Consider the following 18,258-nt stretch of genomic DNA (forward strand, 5'->3'; position numbering starts at 1 on the left):
CCCGCCAGGCTCCTCCCGCGTGTCTTCTCCGAGTCCGTCTCCGACCTCCACGTCCCGCCTCACGCCTCGGCACTGGCTCGGGCTCGCGGTGAGCGTGGCGCCGCTGGCGCTGTATGCCTTCTCCTCGCGGGTGAAGGACCTGGAGCTGTACTTCAATACCGCGCACGCCTTCCTCGGTGGCGCGACGCCCAACCAGGACTTCCGCTTCGAGTACCCGCCCTACGCGCTGCTGTGGTTCGTCCCCGCGGCGTGGCTGGGCGGAACGCTGAAGGCCTTCGTGCCCCTCTTCGGCCTCCAACTCACGCTGTTCGACGCCGTGAGCAAGTGGCTGCTCTTGTCCGAGGGCGTGCGGCGCTGGGGGCATTCGCTGAAGGCCTGGGGGCCCTTCGCGGTGTACTCGGTGGCGAGCTGGGTGATGAGCGTCCACTACCTCAAGCGGTATGACCTCATCCCCGCGACCTTCACGCTCGCGGCGCTGGTGGCGCTGTCTCGGCGCCGGGACGTGCTCGCGGGGCTGGCGCTCTCGGTGGGCATCGTCACGAAGCTGTACCCCGTGGTGTTGGTGCCACTCGCGCTGGTGGTGTGCTGGCGGCGGGGCGCGTGGGCCTCGACTCGGCGGCTGATGCTGGGCCTGTTGCTGGGCGCGTTGCCGTTGCTACCGCTGAGTGCCTTCTGGCCGTGGTGGAACTTCGCGTCCTTCCACGTCGGGCGGGGCCTGCAGGTGGAGTCGCTCGGGGCGTCGCTGCTGTGGGGCTCGCATCTGCTGGGGCTGGCGCCGGACGTGGTGTGGGAGCACGCGCCGGCCGCGTATGAGTTGCACGGCGCGGCGGCGGAGTCGGTGAAGGCCGTGTCGCGATGGGTGTGGGTGGTGGGCTCGTTGGCGTCCGCGGCGGTGGGCCTGTGGGCCGTGCTCCGCCGTGCACCCGAGCAGGTGGAGGACCTGGCGCGGCTGGCGCTCCTGCCGCTCATCGCGTTCGTCATCCTCAACCCGGTGCTCAGCCCGCAGTACCTCGTGTGGCTCACGGGCGTGGCGGGGCTGGCGCTGCTCTCGGGGCCTCGCGCGGCGCCGGTGACCGTCTTCATCGCCGCGGTCATCACCCGAGGCATCTTCGCTGGCAGCACGTACCACACGGGCATCGGCCCCGTGCACGAGGTGCTGCTGCTGGCGCGCAACGGGCTGCTGCTCTACGCGGGCGCCGTGTTGGTGCGCGACGTGTGGCGGAGCGCGTCCGCCGAGCCCGTGAATCAGCGGCGGTAGACGATGCCGCCCTTCATCACGAAGCGCACCTTGCGCACCGCGGAGATGTCCTGCGTCGGGTCTCCATCCACGGCGACGAGGTCCGCGAGCAGCCCGGCCTTCACCTGCCCCAGCTTGTCCTCCCGGTGCAGCATGCGCGCGTTGCCGGACGTCGCCGCCTGGAGCACCTGCACGGGCTTCATCCCGTACTCCACCATCAGCTCCATCTCCCGCGCGTTCTCCCCGTGAGCGAAGACGCCTGAGTCACCACCCACGCACATGGGCACGCCGGCCGTCACCGCCGCGCGGAAGCTGGCGCGCTTGGAAGTAATGGACGCGGGCTCCGGGTCCACGCCCTTCTTCCAGCCCCGGTACTGAAGCACCGCGTCCCCGGCCGCGAGGGTGGGGCAGAAGAAGACGCGCCGCTCGGCCATGAGCTTGAAGACCTCGGGCGTGCCGTCGTCGCCGTGCTCGATGCTCTCCACGCCCGCGAGCACCGCGCGGCGCATGCCCTCGGCGGTGCTGGCGTGGACCACCACCGGACGGCCGCTGCTCCTCGCCGTGTCGACGATGAGCTTCATCTCCTCCTGGGAGAAGGTGGGGCGCGCCTCGCCATTCGGGCCCCACCGGTAGTCGCCGTAGACCTTGATCCAATCCGCGCCGTGGCCAATCTGGCTGCGCACCACGCGCACCAGCGAGTCCACGCCGTCCGCCTCCTCGGCGCCTTGAGGCACCGTCCACTCGGCGGCGAAGCCCTTGGGTCCGTAGCTTCCGGTGGCGACGATGGCCCGCGTCGTCACGAAGAGGCGGGGGCCGGGGATGATGCCCTGGTCGATGGCCTGCTTGAGCCCCACGTCCGCGTCGCCCGCGCCCTCGGTGCCCAAATCTCGCGAGGAGGTGAAGCCCGCCATCAGCGTGGCGCGCGCGTGGTTCGTGGCGCGGGCCACGCGCACCGTGAGCGACTCCTTCAGCACCTGGTCGTTCCACGACGTCTCGTTGTACGGGTGCAGCAGCATGTGCGAGTGGCCCTCGATGAGGCCGGGCAGCAGCGTGGTGCCGGCCAGGTCCACCACCTCCGCGTCGGCCGGGGCCTTCACCTGGGCCTCGGGGCCGGCCGCGGCGATGCGGTCTCCCGTGACGAGCACCACCCAGCCCGTCTGGGGCTTCGCGGTGACGCCGTCGAAGACGCGCGCGGGCCGCAGCAGGTACGACTTCGGCGCGGGCGCGGCGGTTTGTGCGGAAGCGGACGAGACAGCCAGGGCCATGAGAAGGGGAAGGGCGCGCATGGCGGCGGATGATGGCGCGCGGGCGGGACGGCGGCCACTCCGTCGTCATGGGAGCAAGAAGGCGGGCTGTGTCCCCGGGGGGCACGGCGCGGACGCGGTTGTTAGATGGAGGCCATGGCTCGCGATGACCGCGTGAATGCCCTGCTGCCCGTCGAGGTCGAGTTCCAGAGGGAGAAGGCCTCCGGGCTGCGCAGGACGGGCGACAAGTTGGAAGAGCTGTTGAAGCAACTGGCCCAGGCCGAGCGCGAGGTGCGAGCGCAGACGGGCTCCGGCCGCGCGGCGCTCTTCACCCGCTACCGCACCGTGCGCCAGGAGGCCGAGAAGCAGCGGTGGAACCTCATGGTGCAGCGCGAGGCCTGTGGCCTGCGCAACCACAAGGAGCTCGACATCCTCTACCCGATGCCGCCTCCGTTGAAGGAGTGACATCGGGGTGTGCACGGGCCGTCAGGCCGTGGTGCGCCACGCGGCGATGGCGAGGAGCAGCCACCCGGCGAGGAAGCCCAGTCCGCCCAGCGGGGTGATGGCGCCCAGCGCGCGAACGCCGGAGAGGGCGAGCGCGTAGAGGCTGCCGGAGAAGAGGACGATGCCGACGAACATCGCCCACCCGGCGCCAGAGAGCAGCGGGGAGGGGCGGAAGTGCCCCAGCAGGCCCACGGCCACGAGCCCGAGCGCGTGGTACATGTGGTACCGCGCTCCCGTCTCGAAGATGACGAGGAGGTCCTGTGGGAGCCGGGCCTTGAGCGCATGCGCGCCGAAGGCACCCGCCGCCACGGACAGGAAAGCGTTCACCGCGCCGACGACAAGCCACCAACGCATCATCGAGTGCCTTTCATCGCAAATCCGTCTGGGGCACGCTACACCGCCGCTGCCGGAGCGTCCTGGCCGACGCGAACTCCCGGGGACGCTCCCAACCGAATGACCGCACCCACACTGATTCCTTCCCCGAAGCCGATTCCCTTCGAGCTGCGTCCGTCCACCATCCAGGGCACGGGCGCCTTCGCCACGCGCCGCATCCGCAAGGGGACTCGCATCATCGAGTACGTCGGCGAGCGAATTACCCAGGAAGTGGCCGACCAGCGCTACGACGACGAGGCGATGGAGCGGCACCACACCTTCCTGTTCAACCTGGACGATGGGGCCGTGCTCGACGCGGGCACGATTCACAACGAGTCGCGCTACATCAACCACTCGTGCGACCCGAACTGTGAGGCCCTCATCGAGAAGGGCCGCATCTACATCTACTCCCTGCGCAACATCGAGCTCGGCGAGGAGCTGGTCTACGACTACGCCTACGAGCGCACCGAGGACATGGGCCCGGAGTCCGAGGCCCTGTACGTGTGCCGGTGCGGCTCGCCGAAGTGCCGGGGCACCATCCTCGCGCCGCTGAAGAAGGAGCGCCCGGCGAAGAAGGCGGCGACGAAGGCGAAGTCCAAGTCGAAGTCCAAGGCCCGGAGCAAGGACTCGCGCGGCACCAAGAGCGCGGGGAAGAAGGGCGCGTCGTCCAAGAAGTCCACGAAGCAGGCGAAGACGGCGGGCCGCAAGCGGGCGGGGTGAGGTCGGGCTCCGCGTGTTTGACTGGTCCGACCTTCGCGTCTTCCTCTCCATCCAGCGCACGGGCAGCCTGTCGGCGGCGGCCCGGACGCTGCGGGTGAATCAGACGACGGTGGGGCGCAGGCTCGCGGAGCTGGAGCAGGCGCTCGGCGCGCGCCTGTTCGACAGGCTTCCGGCGGGCATGGTCCTCACGGGCGCGGGGGAGGAGCTGCTTCCGCATGCGCTCGCGGTGGAGGAGCGGGCGCTCGCGGTGGAGCGGGCCGTGGGGGCGCGTGACGCCGCGCCTTCCGGTGTGGTGCGCGTCACCTGTGTGGAGTCGCTGGGCAGCCGCTTCCTGGCCCCGCGCCTGGGGGAGTTGCACTCGCGGCATCCGGGGCTTCGGCTGGAGGTGCTCACGGGCAGCCATGTGCTGGACCTGGCCCGGCGTGAGTCGGACCTCGCGCTGCGGTTGGGGAAGCCGGTGGAGCCGGGGCTCGCGAGCCGGAAGCTCGGGAAGCTGGGCTTCGCGCTCTATGGCACCCGGGCGCTGCTTGGGGCCCGGCCGCCCGCGCATGTAGAGAGCGCGAGGGGGATGCCGCTGCTCGCGTTCGATGAAGGCCTCGCGCACCTGCCGGAGTCGCGTTGGCTCGTGAAGGTGATGGGAGATGCCGTGCCCGTGCTGCGAAGCAACAGCACGTCGGTGCTGTTCGAGGCGGCGCTCGCGGGGCTCGGGCTCGCGGTGCTGCCGTGCTGGCTCGCGGATGGCTCAGGCCTCGTGCGGGTGGGCGCTCGCGATGAAGGCGTGGAGCGGGAATTGTGGCTCGCGATGCATCCGGACCTGCGGCGCGTGGCTCGCATCCGCGCGGTGGCGGACTTCCTCGCCGGGCTCGTGTCTCGCGAGGCGTCGCTGCTCGCGGGGGGCGCTGCGTAGACGCAGAGGGCCCAGGTATCCGCGCAGCGTTCATGGCCCGTGAGGCGTCTCGGCTCGCGGGCGCTCTGCGCAGATGCAGAGGGGCCAGGCATCCGCGCAGAGGCGCACGGGCCTCGCCGCCTGCATCTTTCACGGCATGAATGCTCAAGCGCTTCGGCTCCTTTCCGTGCTGTCCCTCTTCACTGGCTGCGCCAAGGCGCCTTCCGCCACCACCCTGCGCGAGCACTATGGCCTCACGCCTCCCTCGGCACTCGCCCCGCGTCGCACGGCGCTGGTCCTCGTGGACTTCCAGGAGGAGTTCTTCTCCGGAGGTCTGCCGCTGGAGGGTGCTCCTGCCGCGGTTGCCAACGCGCAACGGTTGCTCTCGTGGGCCCGCGCCTCGGGGCTGCACGTGGTGCACATCCACAACGTGACGGCGAAGGGAAGTCCCTTGTTCGCTGAGGGCAGCCCCGGCGCGGCGGTGCGGCAGGAGGTGGCGCCTCTTCCTTCCGAGCAGGTGGTCATCAAGAAGATTGCGGGCGGCTTCTCCCGCACGGACCTGCACGAGCGATTGAAGGCGCTCGGTGTGGAGACAATCATCGTCTCGGGACTGATGACCCACCTCGCGGTGGACACCACGGTGCGGGACGCAGTCGTCCTCGGCTACCGCGTGCTGCTGCCCTCGGATGCGTCGGCCACCCGTGACTTGCCGGGCGCGGCGGGTGGTGCACCGATTCCCGCCCGAGCCCTTCATGCGGCGAGTCTCGCGGCGCTCGCGGACCGCTTCGCGGATGTGCTTCCCACCCGTACGGTGATGGCCCTGCCGGCCAGTGCCGCGAACCCGGACTCGAACTGACGCCCCAGACCGCGGTGCCTCCCCCCGTGTGCCAGGAGACGCCGCACGAGCTTTTGGGGGCATTGGCGGTGCTTTCCTCCGTGGTCATTGGTTCGGGCCACCCCAGTCTCAATCCCCGACGGAGGGCCCCTCCATGCCGAAGACATCCAGGCCCCTGGTGCTGGTGCTGACCCTGACGTTGCTGGCGGGCTGCTCTGCTTCTTCGCCCGACACAGGCTCGGCGCGGTTTGCTGTCGCCGTGCCTCAGGCTCTCGCCTCCGGCATCGCACGTGTCTCCGTGACCTCCAGTGGGCCGGACATTCCCTCCGTGACCGTGGACCTGGTCCCCACGAACGGCGTCTGGGGAGGAATCATCGGCAACATTTCCGCGGGCGGGAATCGGTCCTTCCTGGCGCAGGCCTTCGATGCCTCGGGCACGCTGCTCTTCGAGGGCTTCGCCTCCGACGTCATCATCAGCGCGAACACGACCACCCTCGTCGCCATCACCCTCCAGGAGGTCAACGCACCGCCACCCTTCGACAATGAGGCCCCGGTCATCGACTCCCTGGTGGCTTCGACCACGTCCGTGCCCACGGGCGGTGCAATCTTCCTGGTGGCCACCGTCCACGACCCCAACCCGGGCGACACCCTCTCCTACGCCTGGAGCGCCACCGAGGGCTCCTTCACCGAGCCCTCGGCTGCTTCCACGCTGTGGCGGGCACCGCTGTCCACTGGCATCCAGACCCTCACCTTCACCGCGACGGACTCGCGGGGGCTGTCCTCCAGCGTCGTCCTTGACGTCAATGTGACTCTCCGAGGCGGGGAGGGCGAGGCGCAGTTGCTCATCTCCTTCAACTGCTCACCTTCGGTGGCGTCCATCAGCGTCAACCCTTCGCCGCTGACCGTCGGGCAGGCGGCGTCCGTCTCCGTTTCCGCCTCCGACCGGGAGGGTGACAGCCTCCACTACGATTGGAGCGCCACCTGCGAAGGCTCCTGGATTCAGGATGGCTCCAGCCCTTCCGCGCAGTTCACTCCCTCGAGCCTGCCCGCGGGTGCTTGCAACAACTGCGTCCTGACCGTCCTGGTCTCGGATGCGCGCGGGGGGCAGACCACGGGCAGTGTCTCGCTGTGCGTGCGCGACGCGCCCACCCCCACTCCATTTCCTCCCGTCATCATCCGCTCCTACCGCTCCTCGAACACCGCCATGCCGGGCCAGGTGCTCACCTACGAGGTGGTGGCCAGCGACCCTCGGGGCTCTCCGCTCACCTTCTCCTGGGAGGCCAGCGCCGGCACGCTGGGCACTCCCGACACGGGAGACTCCCGCAGCCGCATCACCTGGACGGCTCCCTCCTGTGTGGGTTCCGGTGGGGAGCCGGTCATCACCGCCACCGTCACCAACGCCTCCAATCTCACGGACACCCGCGACTTCATGGTGCAGGGGTTGCCCTTCTGCGACGGCGCGGATTGGGTATCGACGGGCTCCATGGCGGAAGCCCGTGTCGGACACACGGCGACGCTGTTGCTCGACGGCAGGGTGCTCGTCGCTGGCGGTAGCAACCCGGGTGCCACCAGACTCGCGACGACGGAGCTGTATGACCCGGCCTCGGGGGCGTGGAGCCCTGGAGGCTCCATGAACGAGGCACGCACTGGCCACACAGCGACGTTGCTGTCCGATGGCCGGGTGCTCGTGGTCGGGGACTCCGCACTGAATGTCACGGCGGAGGTGTATGACCCGGTCACGAATACCTGGCGCACCGCAGGCTCCATTCCTGAACCCCGCACCAATTACACGGCGACGTTGCTGCCCGACGGCCGGGTGCTCGTCGCGGGGGGAATCGGCATGGACGAGGCCGTCGCGACGGTGGACCTGTATGACCCGGTCTCCAACACCTGGAGTCCTGCCAGCTCCATGGCCGGGGGCCGCTACAACCACGCGGCGACGCTGCTACCCGACGGCCGGGTGCTCGTCGCGGGGGGCGACCTCAATCCCGTGTCGACCATCGGGTCGGTGGAGTTGTACGACGCGGTCTCGAATACGTGGAGCGCCACTGGCTCGGTGGGAGCACGCTCCAGTTTCACGGTGACACTGCTCCTCGATGGCAGGGTGCTCGCCGCGGGTGGAGTCAACAACGTCGAGCCGGAAGTCCTTCGGACGGCGACCCTGTACGACCCGGCCACGGGCATCGGGAGTGCGACCGGCTCCATGCTCGCGGCGCGTGCCGGTCACACGGCGACGTTGCTGCTCGATGGTCAGGTGCTCGTCGTGGGCACCACGTCCCTGGGAATCTCCGTTGAGTTGTATGACCCGGCTTCGGGTACCTGGAGTGCTGCTGCCTCCTTGAACGAGGCCCGCGGGGGCCACGAGGCGACGCGGCTGCTCGATGGCAGGGTGCTCGTCGTGGGAGGAAGCTCCGGTGGGCAGGTGCTCAAGACGGCGGAGCTGTACACGCCCGCGCCCTGACGTGCTCACGAGCCCCGCCGGTCCGTAACTGGACGTGGGGTTCGCTGTCCTTGGCACACGTCATGGCAGATGCGTTGCAGGACATTGCATGGCAGTAGCCATCCTCTTGCAGGAGCCCCGCCCATGCGTTCCCAAGTCCTCGTCTCCCTTTCGGTCATTCCACCGAGCCAGCCCTCACACCCGCCGCCTGAGTCGGTGGGCTGGCCCATCTCCTGACGTAGAGTGGGGGACGTGAACGACGTCCTCCACTTCCTGCTCTCCGAGTCTCCCGAGCCGCTCCCCCTCGACTCCGTCGACGCGTGGTGGCGGCGTCACGCGGAATTGCTGCCGCGCTTCTCCGCCCCCGCGGACCTGGCGCTGGCGGGTGGCTTCCGCGCGGACAGGCTCGGGTTTGCGTTTGCCTCCGGCTATCACGCCGCGCACCGATTCCTGTTCCCCATGCTCCCCGGGGACAGGCCGTGTGCGCTCTGCGCCACCGAGCCAGGCGGTGCGCACCCCTCCGCCATCCAGACGCGGCTGACGGACACAGGCTCCGGACTGAAACTCCGTGGCGAGAAGACGTTCATCACGCTGGGCACTCGCGCGGAACTGCTGCTGGTCGTGGCGTCCGAGGGCCAGGACGCCCAGGGCCGCAACCGGCTGCGCATGGTCGTCATCGATTCGAAGCGGCCGGGAGTTCGCGTCACCGCACTGCCGGAATTGCACTTCGTGCCGGAACTGCCGCATGCGGAGATGGCACTCGAGGACGTGGCGGTGGCCCCGGACGAGGTGCTGCCCGGTGACGGATACACGCGCTACCTCAAGCCGTTCCGCACCGTGGAGGATTGTCACGTCCACCTCGCGGCGCTCGGCTGGCTCTTCCAGGTAGCGCGCCGGAGTGGTTGGCCGGAGCCTGTCCGCGAGGAATTGCTCGCCCTGGTGGTGATGATGCGGGGGCTCGCCCAGGCGGACCCGGCGAGCTCCACCACGCACCTCGCGCTCGGCGGGGCGCTGGCGCTGGCGAAGCAGGCCATCGAGAAGTGCGAGCCGCTGTGGGCGCAGACGGATGCGACCACTCGCGAGCGGTGGGCACGTGACAAGAAGCTCCTGGAGGTCGCCGGCAAGGTGCGCGCGAAGCGGCTGGAGGCGGCGCGGCAGCGAGCTTCGGGAGGCACGGCCGCCGGTGAATGAGCGGTATTCGCTGCACGAGCCCTATCTTGAGGGCGGGGGACGGCGCAACTTGGCGGAGCTGTACGCGCTGGGGCGGGGAGACACCCCCGCTGCATCCGATGCCGGAGAGCGCACTGCGCTCGTGCGGCTTCGTCTCACTGGGCATGAGGGGGAAGATGCGCGCTGAGGCTCGGCTGCTTCGCGGTGTGGGCCTGTTCTTGGCCGCTGCCCTCTTCGCCACGGGCTGCGCCTCGCTGCCGTCCCGGAGTGGGCGTGGCGCGGCAGTTTCGTATGCCCCGAGCCCATCTTCCTCGCGGGAGTGGAGGACCACCGCTACCGCCAGCCTCCCGGAGGACTCCTCCGGCATGGAGGACGAGGCGCTGCTGTACCGCCGCTCGCCAGCCCAGGCGTACGGCACGGACTGGGGGGAGACGACGCCTCTGCGGGCGCCTCATGCCCTCTCCGCCGTTTGCGGAGACGTGCCCTCCGGCTGGCCATACTTGGACTCGGAGGAGGTGCTGGCTCCCTTTCTCGGGTGTACCTCCCCTGCGGCCTTCGTCGCCCTGCAGCGCACGGTGGACATGCCGCGTCTGGTGGAGTCCCTCTCCGACTGGAATGCCGTCCGGCTGGGGGCCCTGGGCCCGTTGGGCGCGAAGGCCTCGGAAGTCCTCAACCGCAAGCGCGCCGCCTTCCTCGCCACCGCTGTCGAGAAGCACGGCCTGGCCGAGGCGGAAGTCCTCACCCTCTTCATCCTCCACACCGCCTACGACGACGAGGTGCGCCAACTGCTGCGCCTGCTGGCCGAGGACAAGCTGCTGAAGCGCACCCTGGGGGACATGGAAGTCGTCCGCGCGGAGCTGCAGCGGCGGGGCCTCGGCCTCGGTGACTTCCCGGAGAGAGACTTCCGCGCCAGCGACATCGCCCGCGGGCTGGGGCGGGCTGCGGACGACGTCGCGGCCTCCATTCCGCTCGTCGGCGGGAGCCGGAGCGTGGACGTATCCTCCCTGCCCCAGCAACTGCCGCCGCCGTACCGGGATGCGTACCTGGCGATGCAGAAGGCGCAGTACCTGGGAGCCTTCGCGCCGGGCAACGTGGCCCTGGGCGCCTTCGACCACCTCACCTTCGGCGTGCCGGTGGGCTTCTACCACCTGGCAGCGGGGACGGTGCAGGGCGGCGTGTCCCTCGTCCAGGGCGAGTACGAGGAGGCAACGCGGCAGCTGACACCGGCGGCCCTCATGGTGGGCCTGTACGCGGGAGGCAAGGGCGCGCGTGCCTTCCGCGAAGCGGCCCTCTCCAGGAAGGAGGGAATGCGGCTCCATACGGTAATGCCTCGCGTGGAAGCGCTGAAGGCGGTGCTGGAGAGGCTGGAGGCGCAGATGGGGAAGCGCGCCGTGGGCGAGCTGGCCCGCTGGCTCCAACAAAGTCGAGAGGCCGCCCTCCTCGCGGCTGAGTGGGGAGATGCCGCGGCTCTGGCCCTGCACGAGACACGGGGCAACGTGCCGAAGGCGCAGTCCATGCTGGCGGAGGCATATCGCGAGCGCCCGAGGACCGCGTCAGTGAGGGGCGGCGCCGGGAAGAGAGACGGCAGCACGCCTACCCTGTCGCCAGAGTCGGCCGGAATCGCCGCAGAGATAGCGGCGGCCAGGTTCCAGCAACTGGAGGCAGAGGCCGGAGGGCCGCGCCTGCCGATGGACATGGCGGTCCTGAAGCAGCATCGCGAGGCGCTACTGAAAGCTGCTCCTCCTGGTGTCGAAGCGAATCCGCTCTGGCCCGACTACCTGTCGTACCTGGAGAAGAGGACCGCTGAAATCGAGCAGGGCACAGCGGACAAGGGCCCACTGAAGTGGACGGGCTATCAGGAGATGCGCGGGGAGTTTGCCCGCGGGCTAGCCTTCGAGCGTCTCATGTTCTCCATCCTGGAGAAGGATGCGGCGCTTCCGCGAGTGCAGCGTAAATGGCTGAAGGACTTCGACGAGCCCCACGTCGAAATGCACGTGGGCGTGGCGAAGGAGGACATCCGCTTCGCGGATGTCCTCGTGATTGAGACAAAGGCTTCTGCCGGCCAGGCACCACGCGTAGAGACGTTCAGCTTCAAGAGCCGCGACCTCTCACAATTAAGAGACAAGGACCTCCGGGCGCAGCTGATTTCGGATGCGACCGTAGCCTTGAAGTATTACGGCGAGACGCTGGACATCCTCCGGGATGGAATCAGGCAGCGGGCGAGGGTTCATCGGGTTCGCCTCATCTATGAGGGCGCATTGAAGCCCTTGAAGTCGGACGTGATGAGGGAAGCTGTGCGGGTAACCGAAAGCAAGGTCAAGGGAGTGGAGGTGTCGTTCGAATGAGGGTGCTCGAGTTTCGCGAATCGGCTGCGGAGGACATCCTCCGGCTTTCCCTCGAAGCAGCCTTCAATCCCCAGACTGACCTCGTGCACGAGCTGGAGCCTTTCCTCCGGACGCTCGAGACGTACGCAGGGGACTGGATGCCGGACGTTGTCGAGGGTAAGCGGCGGCGCAAGTACTCTCATGCCGCCGTCTGGAAGGCATTGGAGGAAGAGCGTGACGAAAACAGCGCGGCCGTTGGGTTCTATCGCACGAGCTGGCCTGCGTTGGATATGACACTTCAGCTCTTCTTTCCTCCGCTCTCCGGCAGTCTTCACGCATGGGTCGCCATCCAGCCGCAAACCCTATTCTCAGCGGCGGAGCGCTGTTCCAAGTTCGTGGAACTGGTACGCGCGTGGGCTTCTCGCTACCCCGTCACCCATGCCATGGCTCACAGCATGGCGGACCGTCAGCTCGCGGATTACCCCACCTTCGGCCGCGACGACGACACCTGGAAACGAGACGGTTTCGACAAGATCTACGAGGTGTTCTGGCTGAATGTCTTCGGTCCAAGGCTGGTGGAGACCGTCGGCCGCGAGCGCATGCTGTCCACGCCAGCTCATCGAGTGGAGGAACTGCCCAATGGCTCAATTCTCCTGGTGACATGGCCGACTGCCGCGGACTTCGCCAGCGAAGAGGCGCGCGTGGCCCAGGCCCGTGCCTATGTCCACCTGCGGCCGGAACTCGATTTCGACGCAGTGATGCGCGCCTTGCGGGAGCGTAGTGCCGCACTCGCCCCTGTGGAGCCGCGCTTCCATCCTGACATTGCACCTCTCCTCGCGCGCTTGCCCGACGAGTTCGCTATCAGCGAGAGGCAGCGGAAGATTGCCGAGCTCAACGCGTACCGGCCGCCCGAGCCGGAGGAGTGGCTTCCTGTTGCCCTCCCATCGGACGTGGAGAACCTGGACACAATCCATGGCCAGTATGGCGATCTCGCCGAGTACCTCGTGGCGGTCCTCCACACGCAGGTGCCCTCGGTCTTCGACGTGACACCCGAGGCTCTGACGGATGTCGACTTCCACCTCTGGCGCGACAACATCCCGGAGAGATACGAGCGGGCGCTCATCGACGAACGGGTGACCCCCGCGGTGGGGGCCTACCTGGGCAACGTGCTCGTGCGCAGGCTGGGCGGGCAGTGGATACCGCGCAAAAAGCTGGAGGAATCACAGGTTCGCGTCGGCAACCGCGTCTGGCTGCCTTTCCTTCGTGCCCGCCGGTACATGGAGTCCCGCCAGTCGCTGCTCGACTACTCTCTCACGCAACTCTTCCGCGAGGCGGAGCGGCAGCGAGCTTCGGGAAGCACCGGAGCCAGCGGCGAATGAACGTGCGTGATGGCGACGGGCCCGTGCTCGTCATGACGCGAAAAACGAAGGGCCGTGACCCGCTGAAAGGTCACGGCCCCAAAGACTCACATCAGACAGTGACTCAGTAGCGCCCGCCGCCCACTGCGGAGACGATGGCGGAGAGGATGCGGTTCTCCACGCCCCACACGGCCTTGTTCACGCCCTTGACGCCCGCGCCGCGCAGGTAGTCCGTGAAGTCGTGCAGGGCGGTGGATCGCTGCATGCGCTCGCTGCTGGCCGCGTAGAGCAGCGGCGTGCCCGGTGCGCCCGTCAGGCCCAGGTCGGGGCAGGCCTCGGAGAGCTTCTGCGGGTCGATGCCCGTGGCCGAGGCCAGCATCGCCACCGTGAACTTGTGCACCGGCAGCTCGCGCGCGTTGGGCACCTTCTCCAGCACCTTCTGCCGGTCCTTCGGGTCCGTCGCGAGCTGGTCCAGCGTCACCTTGGACATCGCGATGAGCTGTTCGTTGGTGATGTGCTTGCTGTCCAGGATGGCGCGGCCGAACAGGCTCGCCGGGGTGTCACCCTTGATGGTGATGTCCTTGCCCGGCATCTGCTGCATCCGCGCCCACATGGCCTGGACGGCCTTGCCCACCTCGGTGTCCGGGCCACCGCGCCACGAGCCCGGCGTCGGCTGAGCGGCCGCGCGGACCGGCGACGTTGCCTGGAAGGTGCTCAGCGCCGTGTGGCCCACCGCATTCGCGCGCACCGGGGCGGCGGTCTGCTGCGTCGTCTGGGACTGGGCGGCCGGGGTCGGGGTGGTGGCGACTCGGGGGCGGCTGCGGATGGGGTCCATGGGGGAAGGGCTCCGGCAATTCGGCTGATTCTTGGGATTATCGCGAGGGGCCGGAGAAGGTTGCGTCCGGACGCTCCCAAGGCCCGTGCACTCCCGGGCGGGGCCGCTATGTGTCCGATGGGGCAGGCCGCCACAGGGCGTCAAGCGCTTCCATGGGAGAGGAAGTGCTTCGCCATGACATGTATCCCCGTCATCCGGGAGGCGTGCGGAGAGCGGCGCCCTCGATGGCGGCGAGCAGCTGCTGCATGTCCCGGTCGAAGTCGGGGTCAGGGCGCACGCGTCGGGCCTGTAGCTGGCATAGCGGCTGAAGCGACGACGGGAGTTGCTCTTTGCGCGGCATCTGGGCTTCTCGGATGAGCACCGGAAGTATCGGAGTTCGATGCCGGAGCGCGAGCTCCACTTCGCGCCGCACGAAGTCCGTAGGGTCTTCGAGCCTGGGTGTCACCCAATGCTCATCGATGATGAGTACGAGCGCACTGCTCTCCCGCAGTCGCGATTCGATCTCCGCCTCGAAGTTTGCGCCCCAGGGAATCGAGCCGTCGTCCTTGAAGACGTTGTCCTGCCCCAATTCCCCGCTCAGCCATACGCGAACAAATCCCGTGAACTCGAGGCTGGTCGCCCTGCGGTACGAGAGGAAGACCCGAAGCTCGAAATCCTTCCTCATCTGGCCGTGCGCGAACTCGGCGAACTCCTGCGTTGACCAGGCCTTGAAATGTGCGGCTCCTTGCGCCTGCAGATCGGCCAGATGAAGAAAGTAATCTCGGTGCGACTCGAACGACGGTTCCCTGGCTAGCGCAATGAGCGCCCGCTGGGCATCGTCGTCATGGGCTTCCGACAGGACGCGGCAAAGCTGGTCACGGAACTGAGTTGCTCCGTGCCGAATGTCGCGTCCCAGTTCCTTGTGCCCTGATTCACCGCCTGGGGGGAAATACCGGTACAGGGTTCGTAGCATGCGACCCAGCGTGGCGGGCGCGTGGAACGAGGGCTTGTATCCCGGCGTCTGCTGCACCTGGTACTCGAGCAGGAGGGCAGCGAGCTGGAGGAGTTTCTTCGTTGCCGCTGCCTCATCCCGCGCCTCCAGAAGCCAGTGCTCCACGAAGTCCCACGCCGCTTCGCCGTCCGCATACACATAGGTGGCAAGCCATGGGAGCAGCTCTGAGTCTTCATGCCCTGCCCGTCGCGCCAGTGCATCGCGTGCCTGGGATGCCAGTCGCGCCGGGTCCGTGTGCGGAGAGCGCCGAAGAAGCCATAGCACGTCCTCGAGCACCTGCTTGCGTCGTGGATCGCCTTGCTTGAGCTGCTCCTGGAGCAGGCGCGTCGTGAATGCCATGACCCGGGCAGGAGCCTGTTCGAGCTTCGTGAGCAGGCTTCGCCCTCGAGGCTCTCTAGCGTCAGGGTGGAACTCCATCGCCAAGGCTTCGGTGAGGACGGCCTCGACTGTGACGGGGTCGACCTGGGCGAGTTTGCCGAACCATGGGGGAAGCGAGAGGAACTCGCACAAGGCGTACCTCGTTGCAATCGCTCGCTCACTCCGCGTGAGTTGTGAAAAGTCGATGCCCTCTTCCAACTCGGTCCCCAGGCCCGACAGGCCGACGCGAAGTCTCTTCTCGTGCTCGAAGGTCAGCTGCGCCGGAAGCGGGGGAGTCCACTTCCGCCAGAAGCGTTTGCTTCCCGTACGCGCCGCTCTGGCAAGGTCTTCTCCGTACTCCGTCGCGAGCGCCACCCAGGACTGCGTGTAGTTGCGGCTCTCGTGCTTCGAGCCGCTGGCTGCAATGCTGTAATTCAGCTCGGCGAGTGCGTCGATATCGTCGCCTGACTCGAGATGCTCAACCCTTGCGAGCACCTGGTCACGCCAGGCGTCACGGCCGCGGCGCTGTTCCTCCTCAGCCTTCTCCTGCTGCGCGTCATGCCGTGGGACTGGGGGCGGTTGAGTCATCTGTTGGAGGAGCGCCCACACTTCATGATTGCCACTGGCAAGCTGCAGCAGCGCCGCCCGCTCCTCGGGTGTATGGCTGTTCTTCCTCCAGAGCGTCATCACGGCCCCGAGCGCGACCTCGCGAGCCGATTCGGATGCCTCCGCCACCGCGCCCTCGATGAGCCAGGGAATGTCTGCCTCGTTCACACAGAGGCGGTCACGAATCAGCCAGAGGTTGAGGTCGGGGAGGGGCGCTCGCATGCAGGACCAGAAGAGGCGCTTTCGCACTTCGACGAGGCCCTGGAGGGCTGCGCTCAGCTCTTTGCTTCCGCCAGCCATGTACTCGCGGAGCTGGATTCTCGTCTGGCGCACCTTGAAGGCCTGCTCCAACAGGGGCAGGGGGAGTGCCTGGAAGGGAAGGGTGTTCAGGATGCGGGCCATCGTGTGGGCAATGGCGCCCGACACCCAGTCGTATTCCGACCCTGCGTTGTCAGAAGTCTGAATCGCCAGCAAGGACTCCAGGAACTTCTCCAACTGGTCCGCGGGGCAGCGGTCCGCAAGCTGTTGCTCCAGCAGAACGACCAGGCTGGCATCCACGACCCGGGCGGACATCACGACGCCACGGAGGAGTCGCGCACAGCCCTCGACGTTCAGCCACCCAGGGAAGAGGTTGTCGAGGAGCGCCTCGATGAGTCGGGGCGGAATGGACCGAGCCTGACTTCCCCATTCCACCAGGCGAGTGCAGTGCTCCGCGACGCCACACGCCGCCACGGCACGGACCGCCATTGCGCGGACATGTTCGGATTCGCCTTCGGTGAGCGCCCATTTCAGTGCGAGCGAGGCACAGGTCTCAAATCCCCCGATAGCGACCATCTTCAACAGGAGTTCCCGTACGTCCTCCGTGCGTGGCAACGCCTCCATGAGTTGCTGGAGGGTTGGCGCCAGATCCTGGGTCACAAAGCGGCGCAGCATGACCCCATCCGGACGGACTGCCGCTCGCGTGCGGTCCGAATAGCGAGCCACGAGTCGTTCCAGGAGCCGCTGCCTGCTCGCGTGCGGAAGTGCCGCGGGATCGCCTTCTTGCAGGAGCAATTCGGGTTCGAGCTCGATGAGCCGCTCCCTCAGGTGCTCATCTCGAGTTGCCATCCACCCCAGGACGCCACGCAATGGCTGTAGGACGACAGCTCCACCCGCTGACGTTCGGACGCATTGCCTGAGGAACCCGGAGGTCGGCCGCCGCCGGTTCTTGAAATGATTGAGAAGCCAGCAAGCGGCCAGATACTCCCGGACCGTGCGGTGATGGATGCGGACGCGCCCATAGGTGGCCTCATCGAAGAGGGCCCGCGTGAGCAGGGCCACCCACTGCGGGGCTTTCCAATGGGGCAGGACCCCTCGTGTATCCAGAGCCGAAGTGTCGGCGTACGGATTCCCTGAGCCCGCGAGGAGAATCGCTGACTTGCCGCAGAGCACCAGCGCGGCGGCCAGGGTCTCCGCGCCCTCGCGGGCTTCCGCGGGGGACAGTTCATCGCTCGTGTTGCGGTTGCGGTTCTCCTCCTGAAGCTTGTTCCGGACATCGTTCTCGACCAGCTCGCTCAGGGTTCCGAGCTTCCCCTCCCGCAGCCAGTAGGGCACCAGCCACAGCACGTCCTGAGGCCGCTGCACGAACGCCCAGGCTCCGGTCTTCGCAATCTCTTCGATGAAGGGCCGTGGCTCTTCGAGGTCGCAGGCGCGCGCGAGCTCGGAGACCTGCTCCGCACTCAAGCCTTGCATCGTGAAAATGCGAACCCCCGTGGCTTCGTCCGCGCCGGAAGCCGCCGCGTTCCCCCCGCTTTCGATACTGACTGCTGGTGGGGGCAACGAAAAGAGCTGGTCCAGCAACTTGCGGTCTTCCAGGTAGCGCCAGTCGCTCGCCCTGCACGACAGGAAGAGGCGGATGCGGCGCACATGCGGTCCCAGTTGGCTGCGAAGGCGCTGGAGTGCGGTGTTCAGGGCGCTTGGAGCCCTGAGGCGGGCCTCGTCGACCGAATCGAGGAAGAACCAGGCCTCCTCCTGCGGATGGGCGCACCAGGCCTCGAAACGACCCTTGTCTTCATCGTCTACCAGTACGTCGGAGAGGGGGCCATTCAGGGTCAGGAGGGTCTCGATGGGCAGGAAGAAGGCGGTATGTCCCTGCCTGTTCAGCCGCTTCGCCTGATACTCGAACTCCGTGGTCTTCCCGATGCCGGCCTCGCCAAGGACGACGACGCGCCGGTGCTTCAGGAGTTCGTCCCAGCTCAGGGCCCCGATTCCGGAGCCATCCCAGGCGAAGTAGGCGGCCACGTCCGGGTCGATTTCCTGGCGTTTGTCGAAGGGCTTGAAGGTTCGCTCGAGAGGCACGTGGCGCATGGGCGACACCCCCGAAAGCATGCATACTTCACG

13 protein-coding genes are annotated in these 18,258 nt (G+C 67.8%); 9 read left to right on the plus strand and 4 right to left on the minus strand.

Annotation, left to right across the window (positions count from 1 at the left end):
• Nucleotides 1-19 precede the first annotated feature (19 nt).
• Nucleotides 20-1,258, plus strand: a complete 1,239-nt coding sequence (locus ACVTJA_RS15655) for a glycosyltransferase 87 family protein (RefSeq protein WP_465837172.1) — start codon at nt 20-22, stop codon at nt 1,256-1,258.
• Here ACVTJA_RS15655 and ACVTJA_RS15660 read toward each other — a convergent pair.
• A complete protein-coding gene (locus ACVTJA_RS15660; RefSeq protein ID WP_465837173.1) occupies nt 1,246-2,523 on the minus strand; it encodes a metal-dependent hydrolase family protein in 1,278 nt (425 codons plus the stop codon). The genes ACVTJA_RS15655 and ACVTJA_RS15660 overlap by 13 nt on opposite strands.
• 114 nt (nt 2,524-2,637) lie before the next feature.
• On the opposite strand from ACVTJA_RS15660, the gene ACVTJA_RS15665 reads away from it, so the two are divergent.
• Nucleotides 2,638-2,946: a hypothetical protein gene (locus ACVTJA_RS15665; RefSeq protein ID WP_465837174.1), complete on the plus strand. Its 309-nt coding sequence runs from the start codon at nt 2,638-2,640 to the stop codon at nt 2,944-2,946.
• Between the two features lie 21 nt (nt 2,947-2,967).
• Here the strand turns inward: ACVTJA_RS15665 and ACVTJA_RS15670 are convergent, their stop codons facing one another.
• Entirely contained in the window at nt 2,968-3,342 is a 375-nt protein-coding gene (locus tag ACVTJA_RS15670; protein WP_465837175.1) for a DUF423 domain-containing protein, read from the minus strand.
• Between the two features lie 96 nt (nt 3,343-3,438).
• Here ACVTJA_RS15670 and ACVTJA_RS15675 point away from each other — a divergent pair, with 96 nt between their 5' ends.
• The 7 genes from ACVTJA_RS15675 to ACVTJA_RS15705 all read left to right on the plus strand — a co-directional run bounded on the left by ACVTJA_RS15675 (nt 3,439) and on the right by ACVTJA_RS15705 (nt 13,111).
• The gene (locus ACVTJA_RS15675; RefSeq protein ID WP_465837176.1) at nt 3,439-4,077 is read left to right on the plus strand and encodes an SET domain-containing protein; all 639 of its coding nucleotides are present in this window, start codon (nt 3,439-3,441) and stop codon (nt 4,075-4,077) included.
• Nucleotides 4,078-4,090: 13 nt separating this feature from the next.
• On the plus strand, nt 4,091-4,984 hold the full coding sequence (locus ACVTJA_RS15680; RefSeq protein ID WP_465837177.1) for a LysR family transcriptional regulator: 894 nt from the start codon (nt 4,091-4,093) through the stop codon (nt 4,982-4,984).
• Nucleotides 4,985-5,120: 136 nt separating this feature from the next.
• Nucleotides 5,121-5,819 (plus strand): cysteine hydrolase family protein, encoded by a 699-nt coding sequence (locus ACVTJA_RS15685; protein WP_465837178.1) that lies wholly within the window; start codon nt 5,121-5,123, stop codon nt 5,817-5,819.
• 133 nt (nt 5,820-5,952) lie between these two features.
• Nucleotides 5,953-8,259 carry a Kelch repeat-containing protein gene (locus ACVTJA_RS15690; protein ID WP_465837179.1) on the plus strand — a complete coding sequence of 769 codons (2,307 nt, stop codon included), beginning with the start codon at nt 5,953-5,955 and terminating at the stop codon, nt 8,257-8,259.
• A 231-nt stretch (nt 8,260-8,490) separates the two neighbouring features.
• Complete coding sequence (locus ACVTJA_RS15695) at nt 8,491-9,429, plus strand: acyl-CoA dehydrogenase family protein (RefSeq protein ID WP_465837180.1); 939 nt, start codon at nt 8,491-8,493, stop codon at nt 9,427-9,429.
• 344 nt (nt 9,430-9,773) lie between these two features.
• Nucleotides 9,774-11,753, plus strand: coding sequence for a hypothetical protein (locus ACVTJA_RS15700; protein ID WP_465837181.1), 1,980 nt, complete (start codon nt 9,774-9,776; stop codon nt 11,751-11,753).
• Nucleotides 11,750-13,111, plus strand: a complete 1,362-nt coding sequence (locus ACVTJA_RS15705) for a hypothetical protein (protein ID WP_465837182.1) — start codon at nt 11,750-11,752, stop codon at nt 13,109-13,111. Before ACVTJA_RS15700 ends, ACVTJA_RS15705 begins: the two co-directional genes overlap by 4 nt.
• Before the next feature lie 103 nt (nt 13,112-13,214).
• Here the strand turns inward: ACVTJA_RS15705 and ACVTJA_RS15710 are convergent, their stop codons facing one another.
• Both ACVTJA_RS15710 and ACVTJA_RS15715 read right to left on the minus strand, forming a co-directional pair.
• Entirely contained in the window at nt 13,215-13,925 is a 711-nt protein-coding gene (locus ACVTJA_RS15710; protein ID WP_465837183.1) for a hypothetical protein, read from the minus strand.
• 190 nt (nt 13,926-14,115) lie between these two features.
• Nucleotides 14,116-18,225, minus strand: coding sequence for a TIR domain-containing protein (locus tag ACVTJA_RS15715; RefSeq protein ID WP_465837184.1), 4,110 nt, complete (start codon nt 18,223-18,225; stop codon nt 14,116-14,118).
• Between the last annotated feature and the right edge of the window lie 33 nt (nt 18,226-18,258).

This window comes from Pyxidicoccus sp. M6, from assembly GCF_055568925.1.